This is a genomic window from Pseudomonas sp. LS2P72, from assembly GCF_054897865.1.
This window is the reverse complement of sequence record NZ_CM142708.1, coordinates 1,947,502-1,964,796: the sequence shown is the minus strand read 5'-3', so window position 1 is coordinate 1,964,796 and position 17,295 is coordinate 1,947,502. Positions and strand designations below refer to the sequence as shown.

The 17,295-nt window shown below is 58.1% G+C and carries 14 protein-coding genes; 7 read left to right on the top strand and 7 right to left on the bottom strand.

From position 1 onward, the window contains the following. Window positions 1-9: 9 nt before the first annotated feature. Window positions 10-852 carry a pca regulon transcriptional regulator PcaR gene (gene pcaR / locus ACYZUA_RS09115; RefSeq protein ID WP_150746117.1) on the bottom strand — a complete coding sequence of 281 codons (843 nt, stop codon included), beginning with the start codon at window positions 850-852 and terminating at the stop codon, window positions 10-12. Window positions 853-1,343: 491 nt separating this feature from the next. Here pcaR and ACYZUA_RS09110 point away from each other — a divergent pair, with 491 nt between their 5' ends. From ACYZUA_RS09110 to ACYZUA_RS09100, 3 genes are all read left to right on the top strand, one after another. Continuing rightward, window positions 1,344-1,472: a hypothetical protein gene (locus tag ACYZUA_RS09110; RefSeq protein ID WP_461962813.1), complete on the top strand. Its 129-nt coding sequence runs from the start codon at window positions 1,344-1,346 to the stop codon at window positions 1,470-1,472. A 47-nt stretch (window positions 1,473-1,519) separates the two neighbouring features. Further along, a complete protein-coding gene (locus ACYZUA_RS09105) occupies window positions 1,520-1,720 on the top strand; it encodes a hypothetical protein (RefSeq protein WP_007935837.1) in 201 nt (66 codons plus the stop codon). A 375-nt stretch (window positions 1,721-2,095) separates the two neighbouring features. Then, complete coding sequence (locus ACYZUA_RS09100; RefSeq protein WP_461962812.1) at window positions 2,096-3,571, top strand: inorganic phosphate transporter; 1,476 nt, start codon at window positions 2,096-2,098, stop codon at window positions 3,569-3,571. A 267-nt stretch (window positions 3,572-3,838) separates the two neighbouring features. On the opposite strand, the gene ccoM is transcribed toward ACYZUA_RS09100, so the two are convergent. From ccoM to ACYZUA_RS09085, 3 genes are all read right to left on the bottom strand, one after another. Continuing rightward, complete coding sequence (gene ccoM, locus ACYZUA_RS09095) at window positions 3,839-3,952, bottom strand: cytochrome c oxidase subunit CcoM (protein WP_461962811.1); 114 nt, start codon at window positions 3,950-3,952, stop codon at window positions 3,839-3,841. Between the two features lie 144 nt (window positions 3,953-4,096). Beyond that, window positions 4,097-4,258: a hypothetical protein gene (locus tag ACYZUA_RS09090; protein ID WP_095128014.1), complete on the bottom strand. Its 162-nt coding sequence runs from the start codon at window positions 4,256-4,258 to the stop codon at window positions 4,097-4,099. A gap of 100 nt (window positions 4,259-4,358) precedes the next feature. After that, on the bottom strand, window positions 4,359-4,700 hold the full coding sequence (locus ACYZUA_RS09085; protein ID WP_095128015.1) for an aspartate-semialdehyde dehydrogenase: 342 nt from the start codon (window positions 4,698-4,700) through the stop codon (window positions 4,359-4,361). 217 nt (window positions 4,701-4,917) lie between these two features. Here ACYZUA_RS09085 and rapA point away from each other — a divergent pair, with 217 nt between their 5' ends. After that, window positions 4,918-7,764, top strand: a complete 2,847-nt coding sequence (gene rapA, locus ACYZUA_RS09080) for an RNA polymerase-associated protein RapA (RefSeq protein WP_461962810.1) — start codon at window positions 4,918-4,920, stop codon at window positions 7,762-7,764. A 206-nt stretch (window positions 7,765-7,970) separates the two neighbouring features. Here the strand turns inward: rapA and ACYZUA_RS09075 are convergent, their stop codons facing one another. Further along, window positions 7,971-9,320, bottom strand: a complete 1,350-nt coding sequence (locus ACYZUA_RS09075; RefSeq protein ID WP_461962809.1) for a spinster family MFS transporter — start codon at window positions 9,318-9,320, stop codon at window positions 7,971-7,973. 288 nt (window positions 9,321-9,608) lie between these two features. Between ACYZUA_RS09075 and ACYZUA_RS09070 the strand changes: the two genes are divergently transcribed. Continuing rightward, window positions 9,609-11,891, top strand: coding sequence for a putative bifunctional diguanylate cyclase/phosphodiesterase (locus ACYZUA_RS09070; RefSeq protein WP_461962808.1), 2,283 nt, complete (start codon window positions 9,609-9,611; stop codon window positions 11,889-11,891). On the opposite strand, the gene ACYZUA_RS09065 is transcribed toward ACYZUA_RS09070, so the two are convergent. Continuing rightward, on the bottom strand, window positions 11,782-12,678 hold the full coding sequence (locus ACYZUA_RS09065; protein ID WP_461962807.1) for an NAD(P)-dependent oxidoreductase: 897 nt from the start codon (window positions 12,676-12,678) through the stop codon (window positions 11,782-11,784). The two genes, ACYZUA_RS09070 and ACYZUA_RS09065, sit on opposite strands and share 110 nt — an antisense overlap. A 197-nt stretch (window positions 12,679-12,875) precedes the next feature. On the opposite strand from ACYZUA_RS09065, the gene ACYZUA_RS09060 reads away from it, so the two are divergent. Beyond that, window positions 12,876-15,071: a hypothetical protein gene (locus ACYZUA_RS09060; protein ID WP_461962806.1), complete on the top strand. Its 2,196-nt coding sequence runs from the start codon at window positions 12,876-12,878 to the stop codon at window positions 15,069-15,071. Between the two features lie 305 nt (window positions 15,072-15,376). Here the strand turns inward: ACYZUA_RS09060 and ACYZUA_RS09055 are convergent, their stop codons facing one another. Further along, complete coding sequence (locus ACYZUA_RS09055) at window positions 15,377-15,682, bottom strand: DUF2288 domain-containing protein (protein ID WP_461962805.1); 306 nt, start codon at window positions 15,680-15,682, stop codon at window positions 15,377-15,379. A 338-nt stretch (window positions 15,683-16,020) separates the two neighbouring features. On the opposite strand from ACYZUA_RS09055, the gene ACYZUA_RS09050 reads away from it, so the two are divergent. Beyond that, window positions 16,021-17,148 (top strand): branched-chain amino acid ABC transporter substrate-binding protein, encoded by a 1,128-nt coding sequence (locus ACYZUA_RS09050; RefSeq protein ID WP_461962804.1) that lies wholly within the window; start codon window positions 16,021-16,023, stop codon window positions 17,146-17,148. Window positions 17,149-17,295 lie beyond the last annotated feature (147 nt).

The following is a 17,295-nucleotide window of genomic DNA, read 5'->3' as shown; positions in this document are numbered from 1 at the left end:
GTAAATGGCTTACGCAAAGAGTTGCGCGCTGAGGTCGCGACTCGCGCTCAGAAGGCCAGGCAGGAAACGTTGTTCCAGCTCGTTGCGGCTGACTCGGCCGGCGTGGGTACTGACGTTTAGCGCCGCGACCACCTGGCCGGAAGCGTCGTACACCGGAACGGCAATCGAACGCAGGCCTTGTTCCAGTTCCTGATCGACGATGCACCAGCCTTGCTGCCGCACTTCTTGCAGGCATTCGAGCAACGCCTCGGGGGTGTGCAAGGTTCGGCTGGTCTTGGCTTGCAGCTCTGCATGGTCGAGGTACTCGCGCAGTGACGTATCATCCAGCGCCGCGAGAAGAATCCGACCCATCGAGGTGCAATAGGCGGGCAGACGTCCACCCACCGACAGGTCGACGGAAATCAGTCGCTGGGTGGTGGCCGAACGAGCGATGTACAAGATGTCATCGCCTTCCAGCGTGGCCATGTTGCAGGCTTCATGAAGTTGCTCGCTCATGCGGTCCAGATAGGGCTGGGCGGAAACCGCCAGCGGCGTCGAGGACACATAGGCATGGCCGAGCGTCAGCACTTTGGGCAGCAGCGAATACGTGCGGCCGTCGGTGGTGGCGTAGCCGAGTTTGATCAGCGTGTGCAGGCAACGTCGCACAGCGGCGCGGGGGATTTCCGTGCGGTGGCTGATCTGGGCGATGGTGAGGTGACGTTTGCGCTCCTGGAATGCTTGCACCACGGCCAGGCCTCGGGCCAGGGAGGTCATGAAATCCGGGTCGCCGGTCATTGCCTGGATCCGCTTGGCGGGCGAGGCCACGATCGGCGGCGCCACTGAAGCAAAGGAATTGCGCATTTGATCGTTCATATAAGGTCCTTTCCCACACGGTTCAGCGGCTATTACAAGCGGCTGCCGGTCCCTCATACAACCCCGAGCAGCCAAGATTGTGCGATTATCGAACCATCGACCGGTAATCGCAATCTGACCAGCCGATTATTGAACGGGCTTGCACCTGTTTTTACACTGGCTCTGACGCAGACTAGAAGGGGCGATGTAATTGTCTTAACTTGTTCGACTTAATGGCGTCAGAAAGACATCACTGTAACGCCGTGCCGTTGAACGACCTAGTTAGCCGTATAAAGTTGCGAGTAACAAAACAATCACACATCAAGACCCACATTTAACTCTTTGGCGATAGTGTTCTTCAAATCGACCGCTATAATGAAATTCAGTGGCGACCGGTTTTAATTGCCGATTCTGCCACCCGGTAGCGCGATGTTCCATCGCCGTTGCCCGCAGCAAGCGCCTGACACTCATTTCACATGCTTGGCCAAAGCGTTCGCTGAAACAGGAAACTGATGCTACGTCAGCTGTTTATCTCTGGTGCCGTGGCCGCCTGCAACATGGAAGTAATTGATCGCAATGCCGTAAAAAATGATGCCTTTGCGGGCCTTGTCCATTCGGCGAGCGTGGTCAAATACATTTGATGCAGCGCGTTTCACCAGAATTCAACTCAACTCAATCAGGTAGCACTGTGACGAAAGACGAACTGCGCGCGGAACTTGAGCGCCAGGAACAACGTTACAAGGAAGTTTACGGCGGGGAAGTCACCACCTACGCCGCTCAGCCCGAACCAGAACGCAAACCCTGGCGTAAACGCGCCACCGTTCAGGATCAGGCATTCACTCAAGAATTGCAGAAAATGGAAAAGGAACTCAAAGCCGAAGAGCCATAAGCCCTCGGCCTGAATCCTTTCAAGGGTCTGCGTCTGCACCCGTTAAAAACGGGATGTATCGATGATGCCTTTCGCGCCCGCTACCAGCGGGCAGCGGCCACCTCACCCCCTGGATGAGGCAAATGGCTCATGTCTGGCCTCTTTTCAGATATTTCACATAAGCGTTAAAACCTCTTGCTCCTACGAGAGGACGCCTTGCGGCTGCGGCCTTTTCAAAGAAATTCAACGACTTGAAAAACACGGTAAAAACCTGAGGCTTGAGCTGCTGCCACAAATTAATTCGTTGAAGAATGTTACCGATGAGCACCTAGTGCATCGATTAGCAGTCTTTTCTGGCATAATCGCGCCCCCTTACGACCGGGTCAGAAAACCTTCATGATCGATTTATTCAGCGGACTAGATGCTTGGGTGCTCGTGAGCCTCTTGCTCGCCCTGGCCTTTGTCCTCGCCTTCGAGTTCATCAACGGCTTTCATGACACCGCTAACGCGGTGGCCACTGTTATCTACACCAAAGCCATGCCGCCCCATCTGGCGGTGTTCTTTTCCGGTGTGTTCAACTTTCTCGGCGTGCTGCTGGGCGGTGTCGGCGTGGCGTATGCCATCGTCCACCTGCTGCCGGTTGAGCTGCTGATCAATGTGAACACCGGTCACGGACTGGCCATGGTGTTCTCGCTGCTCGCCGCTGCCATCACCTGGAACCTGGGCACCTGGTACTTCGGTATCCCGGCTTCCAGCTCCCATACGCTGATCGGGTCGATCCTCGGTGTCGGCCTTGCCAACGCCTTGATCAACGATATTCCGTTGGCCGATGGTGTGAACTGGCAGAAAGCGATCGATATCGGTGCGTCCCTGGTGTTCTCGCCAATGGCGGGCTTCCTGGTCGCCGCTCTGATATTGATCGGCCTTAAATGGTGGCGTCCACTGTCGAAGATGCACAAGACACCGGAACAGCGCCGCAAGATCGATGACAAGAAACACCCGCCGTTCTGGAACCGCCTGGTGCTGGTCATTTCGGCCATGGCCGTGAGCTTCGTGCATGGCTCCAATGATGGCCAGAAAGGTATCGGCCTGATCATGCTGGTGCTGATCGGTATCGTGCCGGCGCAGTTCGTACTCGACCTGGGCAGCACAACCTACCAGATCGAACGAACTCGCGACGCGACCCTGCACCTGAGCCAGTTCTACAAGCGCAATGCCGATACGCTGGGTGAATTCCTGGCCCTGGGCAAAAGCATGGAAGGTGATCTGCCGGAGAAATTCCGTTGCAACCCGCAACAGACCGAACCGACCATTACCGCCCTGCTCGGCACCCTTAAAGGTGTAGCCGACTACCACTCGCTGCCGTCGGAAAGCCGCATCGAAGTGCGTCGCTACCTGCTCTGCCTGGACGACACGGCGAAGAAAGTCAGCAAGCTTCCTGGTCTCGCTGCCCGTGAAAAGGCTGACCTGAACAAGCTGCGCAAAGACCTGACCACTACCACCGAATACGCCCCGTTCTGGGTGATTCTGGCGGTCGCCCTGGCCCTCGGCCTGGGTACCATGGTCGGCTGGAAGCGCGTGGTTCTGACCATCGGCGAGAAGATCGGCAAGCAAGGCATGACTTACTCCCAAGGCATGTCGGCGCAGATCACTACCGCAAGTCTGATCGGCATGGCCAACATCTTCAGCCTGCCGGTGTCCACCACCCACGTCCTGTCCTCGGGTGTGGCCGGCACGATGGTCGCCAATAAAAGCGGCCTGCAAGGTGGCACCGTCAGAACCATCCTGCTGGCCTGGGTCCTGACCCTGCCAGCCACAGTGTCCCTGTCTGCCGGCCTGTTCTGGCTGGCGTCGAAGGCACTGGGCAGCTGATACATAGCCGCACAAAAAAGGCGCGTTCCGTAAGGTTCGCGCCTTTTTTATTGCTGCAATTTTCTCCACTCCACCGATCGACTGTGGGAGCGAGCCTGCTCGCGATAGCGGCTAATCAGTCGACATTTTCATCGCGCCGGACACTGTCATCGCGAGCAGGCTCACTCCCACCCTGATTCTGTGCACTCTGATAGAAAACTACAGACAAAAAAAAGGGCAACCGAAGTTGCCCAAAATGCCTTGCGTGCTCATTGCGTCCAGAAAGACCTACGGTTTGCGCTTTTGCGAATCCTTCCAGATAAAAAATCCAAACCCTGCAAAAAACAGAACCATGAGGCCGACTGTCAGCACTCCGGCGATCACCACGTTGTCGAAAAACATGACTGGCCTCCTGCACTTGCCTTGTTGCGATAGGGCTAAGTTAACCAATCAGGCAGGAGAAGAAATTGACCGGGATCAATGTCGCCCGAGACTGGGCGTAAAGGAGGGGAAATAACTGACCTGCATCAAGCGATGCAGGGTGTTTCAACGCTTTTTCGGTTTGTTCTTCGGCTTTTTCTTCGCTTTACCCAACGGCATGGCGTGTTCGAACGCCTGGCGCACTTCGTTCAGGCGCTTTTCATTAAGGTCATGAACCCGCTTGGCGCGTTCGGCGTTGAGGTCGATCAGCTTGTCGTCTTGGCTCATGGTGTTCAGTGCATCGCTTGGAATGAAATTCAGTTGCCGTACTTGCTGGCAAGGATGTGCCAATAATGCGGTCTGACGGCAGCGCTGACCAGCCGTGACCTCAAATCTGGATATCGACCCACAAACCCTGCCGTGGCTGATCTTCCATCAAAGGCGCCACCGGCACGGTATTGTCGGCGTTGAGCTCGTCACCGGGAATCGCCAGGTGCTCTTCAGGATCCTCATCGGCTTCGCGGCGGCGCCTTTGCTGTTCCTGCTTGCGGCGCTGTTCCTCGCGCAGCTGAAACGCCGCCTCTTCCGGATCGCGCTGTTGCAGGTCGATGGTGCTTTCGTTGGAGCTTTCCTGCACCGGCACCACGGGAGGAATATCCGGCCGCTGGCGAATCGGATCCTGCTGTGAGGTGATTGGCACGGCACTCAAGGGGAGCATCGGTGGCAGCATAGTTATTCGTCTCCTGTCAGCAGGCTGTCGGCTGCGGGGATGGCGACTTGAGCCATCGGTCGCAAACTGTGACCCGTTTGGCACGAATAGGTGCCCAACCCACAAGCGCTGCATCGTTGGACTAACGTAAGACTGCGAGTTTTTATGAGAGTCCTTTGGCCCTGAAGCCCTCATTCCGTTAAGATAGCCCGCTTTTTCAAGGTGGGAGTCAGGCAGCATGGCGCAGCAGTATCAACCGGGGCAACGCTGGATCAGTGACAGCGAAGCCGAGCTGGGTTTAGGCACCGTTCTGGCACAGGACGGCCGCTTGTTGACCGTGCTCTACCCGGCCACTGGCGAGACTCGCCAGTACGCGCTACGGAATGCGCCCCTCACCCGCGTGCGGTTTTCGCCGGGTGACTCGATCACTCACTTCGAAGGCTGGAAACTGACCGTACAAGAAGTCGACGACGTCGACGGCCTGCTGGTTTACCACGGCCTCAACGGGCATAACGAAGCGGTTACCCTGCCGGAAACCCAACTGTCGAACTTCATTCAGTTCCGTCTGGCCAGCGATCGTTTGTTCGCCGGGCAGATCGACCCGCTGGCCTGGTTCTCCCTGCGATACAACACCCTGGAACACACCAGCCGCCAGTTGCAGTCTGCGCTTTGGGGCCTGGGCGGCGTGCGTGCGCAACCGATCGCGCACCAGCTGCACATCGCCCGAGAAGTCGCCGACCGCATTGCACCGCGGGTTTTGCTGGCGGACGAAGTGGGCCTGGGCAAAACCATCGAAGCCGGTCTGGTGATTCATCGCCAACTGCTCTCGGGCCGCGCCAACCGCGTGCTGATCCTGGTTCCGGAGAACCTGCAGCACCAGTGGCTGGTCGAGATGCGCCGCCGCTTCAACCTGCAAGTCGCGCTGTTCGACGAAGAACGCTTCATCGAAAGCGATGCCGCCAACCCGTTCGAAGACACCCAGCTCGCGCTGGTTGCACTTGAGTGGCTGGTGGAAGACGAGAAAGCCCAGGACGCACTGTTCGCCGCCGGTTGGGACCTGATGGTCGTCGACGAAGCCCACCACCTGGTGTGGCACGAAGACAAGGCCAGCCCGGAGTATTCGCTGGTTGAACAACTGGCCGAAGTCATTCCCGGCGTCCTGCTGCTGACCGCGACCCCGGAACAACTGGGTCAGGACAGCCACTTTGCGCGTCTGCGCCTGCTCGACCCGAACCGTTTCCATGACCTGCACGCCTTCCGCGCCGAGAGTGAAAACTATCGCCCGGTGGCCGAAGCCGTTCAGGAGCTGCTGGACAAGGGGCGCCTGTCGCCTGAAGCGCACAAGACCATTCACGGTTTCCTCGGCAACGAAGGCGAAGCGCTGCTGGCCGCCGTCAACGATGGCGACATCGAGGCCAGTGCCCGTCTGGTCCGCGAATTGCTCGACCGCCACGGCACCGGCCGCGTGCTGTTCCGCAACACCCGCGCCGCCGTGCAGGGTTTCCCGGAGCGCAAACTGCACCCGTACCCGCTGCCGTGCCCCGACGAGTACCTCGAACTGCCGTTGGGCGATCACGCTGAGCTGTACCCGGAAGTCAGCTTCCAGGCCCAGCCGGACGCCAATGAAGAAGAACGCTGGTGGAAATTCGACCCGCGTGTCGAGTGGCTGATCGATCAGCTGAAGATGCTCAAGCGCACCAAAGTGCTGGTGATCTGCGCCCACGCCGAAACCGCCATGGACCTGGAAGACGCCCTTCGCGTGCGTTCCGGCATCCCGGCCACGGTGTTCCACGAAGGCATGAACATCCTCGAGCGTGACCGCGCCGCCGCCTACTTCGCCGACGAAGAGTTTGGCGCGCAAGTGCTGATCTGCTCGGAAATTGGCAGTGAAGGTCGTAACTTCCAGTTCTCGCACCACTTGGTGCTGTTCGATCTGCCGTCGCACCCGGACCTGCTGGAGCAGCGTATCGGTCGTCTCGACCGGATCGGCCAGAAGCACATCATCGAACTGCACGTGCCGTACCTGGAAACCAGCCCGCAAGAGCGCCTGTTCCAGTGGTACCACGAAGCGCTGAACGCGTTCCTCAACACCTGCCCGACCGGTAACGCCTTGCAGCATCAGTTCGGCCCGCGCCTGCTGCCGCTGCTGGAAAATGCCGACGACGGCGAGTGGCAAGCGCTGATCGACGAAGCCCGCGCCGAGCGCGAACGCATGGAAGCCGAGCTGCACACCGGCCGTGACCGCTTGCTGGAACTCAATTCCGGCGGCGCTGGCGAAGGTGATGCGCTGGTCGAAGACATCCTTGAGCAAGACGATCAGTTCGCCCTGCCGATCTACATGGAAACCCTGTTCGACGCGTTTGGCATCGACAGCGAAGACCATTCGGAAAACGCGCTGATCCTCAAGCCGAGCGAAAAAATGCTCGACGCCAGTTTCCCGCTGGGCGATGACGAAGGCGTGACCATCACGTACGACCGCAACCAGGCGCTGTCTCGCGAAGACATGCAGTTCATCACCTGGGAACACCCGATGGTTCAGGGCGGCATGGACCTGGTTTTGTCCGGTTCCATGGGCAACACCGCCGTGGCGCTGATCAAAAACAAGGCGCTGAAACCTGGCACTGTATTGCTGGAACTGCTCTACGTCAGCGAAGTGGTTGCTCCGCGCTCGCTGCAGTTGGGCCGTTACTTGCCGCCGGCCGCCCTGCGCTGCCTGCTCGATGCCAACGGTAATGACCTGTCGGCCCGGGTCTCGTTCGAAACCCTTAACGATCAGCTGGAAAGCGTACCGCGCGCCAGCGCCAACAAGTTCATCCAGGCCCAGCGCGATCAGCTGACGCCACGGATCAACGCCGGCGAAGAGAAGATCTTCCCGCGTCACGCCGAGCGCGTGGCTGAGGCGCAACGTCGTCTGGCCGCCGACACCGATGAAGAACTGGCGCGCCTGACCGCGTTGCAAGCGGTCAACCCGACCGTGCGTGACAGCGAACTGGTTGCCCTGCGCAAGCAACGCGAGCAAGGCCTGGCCATGCTCGACAAGGCTGCGCTGCGACTGGAAGCCATTCGGGTGTTGGTGGCGGGTTAACGCCCCTGCTCTACCCCGCTAAAACAAAGAAGGCCCGCAGCGATGCGGGCCTTTTTTTGTCTGCTTGATTGTTAAGGTGTTGCTGATGGCCTCATCGTCGGAACGCCGCCCGGAGCAAGCTCGGCTCCCACAGGGGGGTCTGAGTTGCCCACAATTTTGTGGTTCCACTCGGTCATTGTGGGAGCCGAGCTTGCTCGCGATGGCGATTAGGCAGTCGCCACAGAAACTCCAGGCTCAACCACCGCCACCAACCCTTCCTTCATACGCTTGGCATCGCGCACAAAACAACGCGAAGCCAGGAACAGAAACACCATGGTGAAAAACAGCGCCACCGGGATCAAGTACATCGCGTCATGCAAGCCGACAGCCTTGAACGCCTCAGTCATCTGTTCGGCACCGGCCGAGAGCATCGCGGTATGCGCAAAGTGGTCGGACAATGCGCCCACCACCACCGGCCCCAAACCACCACCCAGCAAATACAAGCCGGCAAAGAACAGCGCCATGGCCGTAGCCCGCAAGCGCGGCTCGACTACGTCCTGAATGGCGGTGTAAACGCAGGTGTAGAAGTTGTAGGCAAATAGCCAGCCCACACTGAACACCGCCACAAATACCCCGATCTCGATCCGCCCGGAATGCAGCGCCCAAGCCGTACACACCGTCGAGATGATCAAGCTGAACGCGGCAAACAGCAGTCGCCCATTGGCCACCCGCTGGTGAATCTTGTCCGCCACCCAACCGCCCAGTGTCAGGCCGAACAACCCGGTCACGCCGACGATCACCCCGGTCGCCACCGCCGCGTCCTGCAACGGCATCAGGAAATAACGCTGCAGCATCGGCACCAGAAACGAGTTGCAGGCATACGTGGCAAAGTTGAAACACAGCCCCGCCATCACCAGCCACAGGAAAGTTGGCACCGCCAACACCCGACGGATTGGCCGGTCTACGCGCTCCTGCGAGACTTGAACACTCTCTGCCGCACCGCGTTTCGGTTCCTTGATGAAGAACATGAAGACCGCCAGGATCAGCCCCGGCACTGCCGCGATAAAGAACGGCGCGCGCCAGCTGTCGAAGGCCTTGACCATCCAGCCGATGGTGAAGAACGCCAGCAGTAACCCCAGCGGCAGACCGAGCATGAAAATACCCATTGCCCGTGCCCGGCGGTGGGCCGGGAACAGGTCGCCGATCAGCGAGTTGGCGGCCGGTGCGTAACTGGCTTCACCGATACCGACGCCCATGCGCACGATCAGGAAAGCCCAGAAACTCCCCACCAGTCCGTTGACCGCTGTCAGCCCGCTCCACGCCGCCAGGCCCCAGCCCATTAATTTACTGCGCGAACCGGTATCGGCCATCCGTCCCAGAGGCAGGCCGGCAATGGCATAAACGAGGGTGAATGCGGTACCGATGATCCCCAGCTGAAAGTCGCTGAGGTGCCATTCCATGCGGATCGGCTCGATGATGATGGCTGGAATGGTGCGGTCGAAGAAGTTGAACAGGTTGGCCAGGAACAGCAGGAACAGAATGCGCCAGGCATTCGCCGCTTGGGTCGAGTTCTGCATGGGTCCGTCTCTTTTATTGTTATTGGGGCTTCACTGCCTGCGCATCCGAGCCCGGAACCTGCAATTTAGTCAGGCCCGCGAGGGCTGTCTGTCATTATTTGTAAAGCTGATATCCGCCCATGGAAGATGTCGCAGCTGATGCACGATTTATTTCCAAACGCTCTAGCGCTCATTCCAAAATGGTTAGGGCCGAAGTGCCACTATCGTTTGCACTCTAAACATGCGTTCTATACTCCAAAGCATTCGCCAGCGTTCATGGCGCCAGCCAGGATGACAATGGGGCATGCTATGGAGTGGCTTGGTTTGCATTTCATTACCGAGCTGACGGCGAACGGCCAGGTAATACTCAACTGCACACATGACCCTTTTCTGGTGCTGCTGGCCTATTTGGTCGCCTGTGCCGGCAGCTTTGCCACATTGGACATGGCCGAACGGGTCGGTCACGTGGAAAAACCCGCCTCGCAACGCCTCTGGCGCTGGGTCGGCGCCAGTTGCCTGGCGGGCGGGATCTGGGCCATGCACTTCATTGGCATGCTAGCGTTTCAGGCGCCGATCGACATTCAATATGACTTACCCATCACTCTCCTTTCTCTGTTGATCGCCCTGCTCGCCTCGTGGCTGGCCATGCATGCTCTCAGTCATCCCCGCCTGAGTTTTTGGCAGTATCTCCAGGCTTCGATCTGTATCGGCCTGGGCATCGCCACCATGCATTACGTCGGCATGAGCGCCATGCGTTCGAGTGCGGTGGCCTATTACCAACCCACGCTATTCGCCCTGTCCATTGTGATCGCCATCGGTGCCAGCCTTGCAGCCCTGCTGATATCAAGTCATCTGCGCGACGGCACCGGTGTACTCCATCAACTGCTCAAATACATCGCCAGCCTGGTGCTCGGGGCCGGTATCGTCAGCATGCACTTCACCGGCATGGCCGCCTTCAATCTGGTGCTGCCCGCCGACAGCCTCCAGCCGTTGCCCGGCGAAAACAATCATCTACAACTGGGTCTGACGGTGGCGATCATGACGTTGCTTATTATCGGCAGCAGCATCAGCGCGGCGCTGGCGGACAAGAAGCTGCAAAACAAGGAGCGCGACCTGCAACGGGTCAACGCCCTGCTCAGCCAACTGGACCAGGCGAGGATGTCGTTACAACAAGTGGCGCACTATGACCCTCTGACCAACCTGATCAACCGCCGTGGCTTCAACCAGATTTTTGCCGAGAAACTCATCGAGAAAACCAACGAAGGCGGCATGCTGGCGGTGTTGTTCCTGGACATCGACCATTTCAAGCGGATCAACGACAGCCTCGGCCATGATGCCGGCGACGAATTGCTCAAAGTCCTGGCCAACCACATAAAGTGCTCGGTGCGCAGCCACGAAGATGTGGTGGCGCGCTTCGGAGGCGACGAGTTTTGCATCCTCATCGGCCTGCATGATCGTGATGAAGCGCGGCACATGGCCCAGCGCATCATGGCGAAAATGAAGGAGCCCATCGAGCTGTCCGGGCGGCGCATGGTCATGACCACCAGTATCGGCATCAGCGTGTTTCCGGAAGATGGCAAGACCTGTGAAGAGTTGCTGAAAAACGCTGACCTGGCGCTGTATCAGTCCAAGGACAGCGGGCGCAATGGCCTGAATTTCTTCAGTGAAAACCTGAAAACCCGCGCGACGCTGGAACTGCAACTGGAAGAAGAGCTGCGCCACGCCCTGCGAGAAAACACCGGACTGATGCTCTATTACCAACCGATCTACGACCTGAAAACCGGCCTGGTCAGCAAGCTTGAAGCGCTGGTCCGCTGGCAACATCCGGTTCACGGACTGCTGGCACCGGACCGGTTCATTGCCATCGCCGAGGCCAACGGCCTGATCGCCGAACTGGACCACTGGGTCTTGCGCAAAGCTTGTGATGATCTGGGCGAGTTGTCGCGTCAGGGTTGCGAAGAACTCCACATCGCCGTGAACTGCTCGCCCCTGAACCTGGCGCGCGAAGAATTGGCTGATGAAATCGAACACGCGCTGCGGGTCGCCGGAGTGGCGCCGCAGCGGCTGGAACTGGAAGTGACCGAAAATGCGCTGATGGGCAACATCGCCGATACGCTGGTGCTGCTACGCCAGATTCGTGCCCTCGGCGTGTCGCTGTCGATTGATGACTTCGGCACCGGTTACTCATCACTGGCCTATCTCAAACGGCTGCCACTCAACACGCTGAAGATCGACCGCTCGTTCATCCAGGACATTCCCAAGGCCACCCAGGACATGGAAATCGTTCAAGCGATCATCGTCATGGCCCACACGCTGCATTTGCAGGTGGTAACCGAAGGCGTCGAAACGCTTGAGCAGTACGAGTTTCTGGAGCGTAACGGCTGCGACTTCGTGCAGGGCTACCTGCTCAGTCATCCGGTACCGCTGGCGCAATTGCGTCCCGTGCTGAACGAAATCAACCAGCGCAGACACTCGCCCATCGTCAGTTCTCTGAGTCTGGTTCGCGGTACAACTGCACTAATGTCGACGGATCTTTTTCCAGAAAACCCTGGCCCCCATGCAGGCGCATCAATTGTGCGGCCAGTCCACTGATCGGTGTGGCCGAGCCTTGCTCACGGGAAAACTTCACTGCGCTGTCGAGGTCCTTGAGCAGCGTGCGCACATGCCATTTCACTGGTTCGAAACGGCTTTCGGCCATTTGCGGAGCAAGGATCTGCAACGGTTTTGAATCGGCGAAACCACCGGCCAGCGCCTCGGCGATCAGACGGGCGTCGACGCCGGAACGCTCGGCCAACGCCACCACTTCGGCGATCACCAGCGCATTGCAGGCGACGATCATCTGATTGCAGGCCTTGGTCACCTGCCCCGCTCCGACGGCGCCCATGTGGGTCACGCGCTGGCCGAGGCTCAACAGCACAGGCCTGACGCGCTCAAGATCCGCCGTTTCACCGCCCACCATGATCGCCAGGCTGCCGGCCTCGGCGCCGACCACTCCACCGGACACGGGTGCATCCAGCCAGCTCATGCCGGTTTGTCTGACCAGCGCTGTCGCCATTTCCCGCGTCGCGGTAGGTTCCAGGCTGGAAAAATCCACCAGCAATTGACCGCTTTTCGCACCTTGCGCAATCCCGGCCGCGCCAAACACCACCTCACGAACCACCAACGTGTCCGCCAGGCACACCATCACCACGTCGGCGTGCTGGCACAGCTCAGCCGGCGTGGCGACCTGTCGTGCACCAGCCTCGACCAGCGGCGCGCACTTGGCTGGATTACGGTTCCACACCGTCAGCGGATAACCCGCTGCCAGCAAGCGACGACACATTGGCAAGCCCATCAGGCCGACCCCGGCAAACCCGAGCGAAGGTAACGTTGCCATCATTTGGCCTCCTTTTGATTAAAGATCATCGAATATTGGCCGATTCATCATGACTTAGGAAAGGATTCCCCCGAGCGATGCTCAGGCCAAGGCCCTGACGCTTGGGCCAAATACGCGCTGAAAAAAGACGCGAGATCCCATCCGTGATGGTTTGACGACATCGTGTCGCTCAACCAACCAGCCCAGGTACATGGCGCACAATGACTTCTAAAAACAATCCGGCCACTGCGATATCCGATCTGACGTTGAGCCCCGCGGCAAACAGTCCCGCACCGTCGAAGCCATTGACGCCATCGCGCCCGCTGGCAACTCAGCAATACCTGTATTTCACCGAAACCAATACCGATCGCATCCTCGATAATCTCGACGGTCTGCGCGACATGGTGTTCCCGCGCCCACCGCATCTGGAAGGCGACAGTGAACATCACAGCGATCAGGAATTCCCGTCGGTGTGCCTGATCGGCCTGGGCCGCTGCGGTTCGAACATCGCGCTGGACGTCGCCGAGCTGGTGTACAACGCCCGCAAGTTCTACCTCAACGAATTCAATAACGAAGATCGCCTGTCGCCGGACAAGCGCTTCGCCGAAAAGGGCTACAGCCCGGCCCAGTGGATTCGCAACAACCTGCGCCTGGGGCCGAACAAGGCCACCAAACCGGTGTTCCTGGTAGAACCGCTGGTCATGCTCGGCGACCTGGACAAAGACATCGCCGGCCGCATCCGTTTCTCGCGCAAGGGCGAAAAAAGCGGTTTCCTGCGCGACTACAGCAAAATGAAAATCATGGATTTGTCGGAAGTCCACGCCGGTGGCGCCGGTAACGCGCCGATCCTCGGTCAGTACCTGGCCAAGATCATCCTGAACAAGGACACCCAGCGTTTCTCCAGCCCTGACTGGAAGATGATTCACTCGTACCTGATCGACAGCTGCGGGATCAAGGCCAACCAGTCGCGCCTCTATTTCTCGATCTTCAGTGCCGGTGGTGGCACCGGTTCGGGCATGGCCTCCGAATTCGGCCTGGCCCAGCAGCACTCGTACATGAACAAGACCTTCGACACCAAGCCGATGGATGAGCACGACAGCAAAAGCGGTCATTCTTTCGTCTTTGAGCCGATCTTCACCAGCGGCATCTGCGTGTTGCCGAATATCTCCGATCACCGTAGCGAAATGTCCGAGGCGTTGCACATCAACGCCGGTCGCCTGCTGTGTAAATACCTGTCGGAAGAGTGGGACTTCTCCTACAACTTCGCCAATGACGACAGCAGCGAAGCCAGTGTCATGGGCCGGATCCGCCCATGGAACGCGATGATGCTGATCTCCAACGACATCATGCGTTACGCCGAAGAAAGCGATGACGGCAACATTCAGAACATCGACGTCAACGCGATGGAAAAGCACGCTAACCAATACATCTCACAGCAGATCTTCAACATTCTGACGGCGCAGGCGGTGACCACCGACTACGACCAGAACTATTTCCGTCGGGCTGGCATCGACATTGGCGAAACCATTCGCCTGGACGCCAACGACCTGTTCATGAGCCTGGCCGGCCCGGTGGCTATTGCCTACGCCGAGTCCGTGGTGCCGGAAACCCCGCCGCCGAGCAGCGACAAGTTCAAGGTGTTCGAGAAAGAACCGCAGCGTCTGAACATCGACGACTTGTTCTTCCGTTCCATCGATTTGCCGCACTTCAACAAAGTGACCCAGGCAATCGAAGGCATCAGCCTGTTGCCGATCGAATCCAAGCGCTATCGCGCCTCGCTGGAGCAGTACAAGAATTCGGGGTATGACGCGGCCGCGTTGCACGACCTGCACTTCTTCAAGAACTGCTCGTCGGTGGTCTCGATTGTTTCGTTGCCGAAGGACTACAAGCTGTCCTACATGGATTTGAACCGGTTGAAGACCCACCTTAACAGCCTGTTCCCGAACACCACGCTCAAGCGTTATGCACTGGTCATCGGCGCCTCGGCCAACTTGTCGCTGACCACTTTGATCGCCAAGAGCCCGTGCCTGTCGGACGACTTCCTGACGCTGATCGTGGCCTTCATCAAGCGTTGCTTCGCGAAAAATCCGTACCGCTTTGACGAGACCCTGGATAACTCGATCCTGGACTTCATCATTAATGAAGAGTTCGACGAGGACCGGATCGACGAGTTGCTGAATGAGTTCGAGAACCCGGCGAAGATCCTCGATACCAACTGGTACGCGATCAAACCGATGTACGAGAAGAAGTACCGCGAGCTGATCAACGACAAAGACAAGTTCGTCTCGATCAATGACATTCGTCTGTCCCGGGACTGCGTGAAGAAGTCGATCAAGTACTTGCGCGAGATTTACCGTCACCGGATTGGCAAGACCAAGGTTATTTCGCTGAATAACCATACCGGTAAAACCGCTTAATCAGCGGCGCCGCCATCGCGAGCAAGCTCGGCTCCTACAGGGGCGATGTCGATCACAAATTTTGTGAACGCACCGAACCCCTGTAGGAGCCGAGCTTGCTCGCGATGGCGGCCCCACATTCCTATAAATCCCAACATTCAGAAACAATTAAGCAGCCATCAGGCTGCTCGATAAACTGTTCCCGTTACGTTTACGTCACCGTGATGCTGGCCCGCCTGTGGCCTTTCTCTACGGCAACATGCCATCACGCTACTCGGCTACACACATTTGCCCGACAAGGTCGCGCACCAATAGAGTGCGCCACTTCAGCTCGTCGCCCTTTCCTGGATCAGAATCCACGGCGAAACGACCACTGCCCACAGCTCCGGATCACGTTCAAAAAGATCCAGCGCCCGCGTTTCAGACAGCTTGGCGACCTTGTCGGCGGCCAGCCAGGCAGCCACTTTCTCGCCTTCGTTGGTCGCGACTGCCTCCGCTGCAGCAATCAAATCCAGACCGGGATCGACCCACAATAGGGCACCCTTGGCGAAGAACGGTTCAAGCTCCTTCCAGGTAATAGATGCGGTTTCACCAAGCAGCTTGGCATAGAGGGTGCTAGGTTCTTGAGTCATGGGTCCTGTCCGGAAAAGAAATCGACGCAATCATAACGTTGGTGGTCTGGCAGAAAAACCCGGATGCAATAGAGTTACCGATTGAAAACAGCAGGAAAGCCAAGGATTGCTGATATTTCAGCTATAACCCCCGCCGCCATTCTGTCTTTTTCTTTCAAAAAAGCGACACCCTCTGATTTTGCCCCCTGGCGCCAGCTTCCCAGGCTAACAATTGGCGCTCTACACTGTACCGGTACAGTTGCCGGGGGCATTTTCCGGAGGATATCGAAGATATCTGACCCGGTTCTGCTGCTACGGCGCCAGGACTATAAAAACTACAACAGTAAGAGTGGAGCACTATGACTAAGGCTACTAAGCAGATTTCCAAACTGTTTGCCGCTATGGTTCTGGCCGGGGTTGCCAGCCATTCGTTCGCAGCTGACACCATCAAGATCGGCATCGCCGGCCCTAAAACCGGCCCTGTAGCCCAATACGGCGACATGCAGTTCAGTGGCGCCAAAATGGCCATCGAACAGATCAACGCCAAAGGTGGCGTAGACGGCAAGAAACTCGAAGCCGTTGAATACGATGACGCCTGTGATCCAAAACAAGCAGTAGCGGTCGCGAACAAAGTCGTCAACGACGGCGTCAAGTTCGTGGTCGGTCACCTGTGCTCCAGCTCCACTCAACCGGCTTCGGACATTTACGAAGACGAAGGCGTGATCATGATCACCCCGGCTGCCACCAGCCCGGACATCACTTCCCGTGGTTACAAAATGGTGTTCCGCACCATCGGTCTGGACAGCGCCCAGGGCCCTGCCGCCGGTAACTACATTGCTGACTTCGTAAAACCGAAAATCGTTGCTGTCCTGCACGACAAACAGCAATACGGTGAAGGCATCGCCACCGCCGTTAAAACCACTCTCGAGAAGAAAGGCACCAAGGTTGCCGTGTTCGAAGGCATCAACGCCGGCGACAAAGACTTCTCGTCGATCATCGCCAAGCTCAAGCAAGCCAACGTCGACTTCGTCTACTACGGCGGCTACCACCCGGAGCTGGGTCTGATCCTGCGTCAAGCTCAGGAAAAAGGCCTGAAAGCCAAGTTCATGGGTCCGGAAGGCGTGGGTAACGACTCCATTTCGCAGATCGCCAAAGACGCTTCCGAAGGTCTGTTGGTAACACTGCCGAAATCCTTCGACCAGGATCCGGCCAACATCGCCCTGGCTGACGCGTTCAAAGCCAAGAAAGAAGATCCGAGCGGTCCGTTCGTGTTCCCGTCCTACTCGGCGGTGACCGTGATTGCCGACGGCATCAAGGCTGCCAAGAGCGAAGACACTGCCAAAGTGGCTGAAGCCATCCACGCCGGCACTTTCAAGACGCCTACCGGCGACCTGAGCTTCGACGACAAGGGCGACCTGAAAGACTTCAAATTTGTGGTTTACGAGTGGCACTTCGGCAAACCAAAAACTGAAGCCAAGCCCCAGTAAGGCGTTGCCTGACTGACTGCCAATAAAGCCCACGGCGTGCCGTGGGCTTTGTTTTACGAACGTATTGGGCCGCGCTGGCGTGATCCGCCAGTCTCCCCACCTGAAAATCTCAAAACCGTCATCAGCGGTTCGCTGGCAAATCTCGAA

Excerpts from the sequence above, each read along its gene's own strand:
- pcaR (WP_150746117.1), bottom strand. The coding sequence starts at position 852 with ATGAACGATCAAATGCGCAATTCCTTTGCTTCAGTGGCGCCGCCGATC.
- ACYZUA_RS09110 (WP_461962813.1), top strand. The coding sequence starts at position 1,344 with ATGCTACGTCAGCTGTTTATCTCTGGTGCCGTGGCCGCCTGCAACATG.
- ACYZUA_RS09100 (WP_461962812.1), top strand. The coding sequence starts at position 2,096 with ATGATCGATTTATTCAGCGGACTAGATGCTTGGGTGCTCGTGAGCCTC.
- ccoM (WP_461962811.1), bottom strand. The coding sequence starts at position 3,952 with ATGTTTTTCGACAACGTGGTGATCGCCGGAGTGCTGACAGTCGGCCTC.
- ACYZUA_RS09090 (WP_095128014.1), bottom strand. The coding sequence starts at position 4,258 with ATGAGCCAAGACGACAAGCTGATCGACCTCAACGCCGAACGCGCCAAG.
- ACYZUA_RS09085 (WP_095128015.1), bottom strand. The coding sequence starts at position 4,700 with ATGCTGCCACCGATGCTCCCCTTGAGTGCCGTGCCAATCACCTCACAG.
- rapA (WP_461962810.1), top strand. The coding sequence starts at position 4,918 with ATGGCGCAGCAGTATCAACCGGGGCAACGCTGGATCAGTGACAGCGAA.
- ACYZUA_RS09075 (WP_461962809.1), bottom strand. The coding sequence starts at position 9,320 with ATGCAGAACTCGACCCAAGCGGCGAATGCCTGGCGCATTCTGTTCCTG.
- ACYZUA_RS09070 (WP_461962808.1), top strand. The coding sequence starts at position 9,609 with ATGGAGTGGCTTGGTTTGCATTTCATTACCGAGCTGACGGCGAACGGC.
- ACYZUA_RS09065 (WP_461962807.1), bottom strand. The coding sequence starts at position 12,678 with ATGATGGCAACGTTACCTTCGCTCGGGTTTGCCGGGGTCGGCCTGATG.
- ACYZUA_RS09060 (WP_461962806.1), top strand. The coding sequence starts at position 12,876 with ATGACTTCTAAAAACAATCCGGCCACTGCGATATCCGATCTGACGTTG.
- ACYZUA_RS09055 (WP_461962805.1), bottom strand. The coding sequence starts at position 15,682 with ATGACTCAAGAACCTAGCACCCTCTATGCCAAGCTGCTTGGTGAAACC.
- ACYZUA_RS09050 (WP_461962804.1), top strand. The coding sequence starts at position 16,021 with ATGACTAAGGCTACTAAGCAGATTTCCAAACTGTTTGCCGCTATGGTT.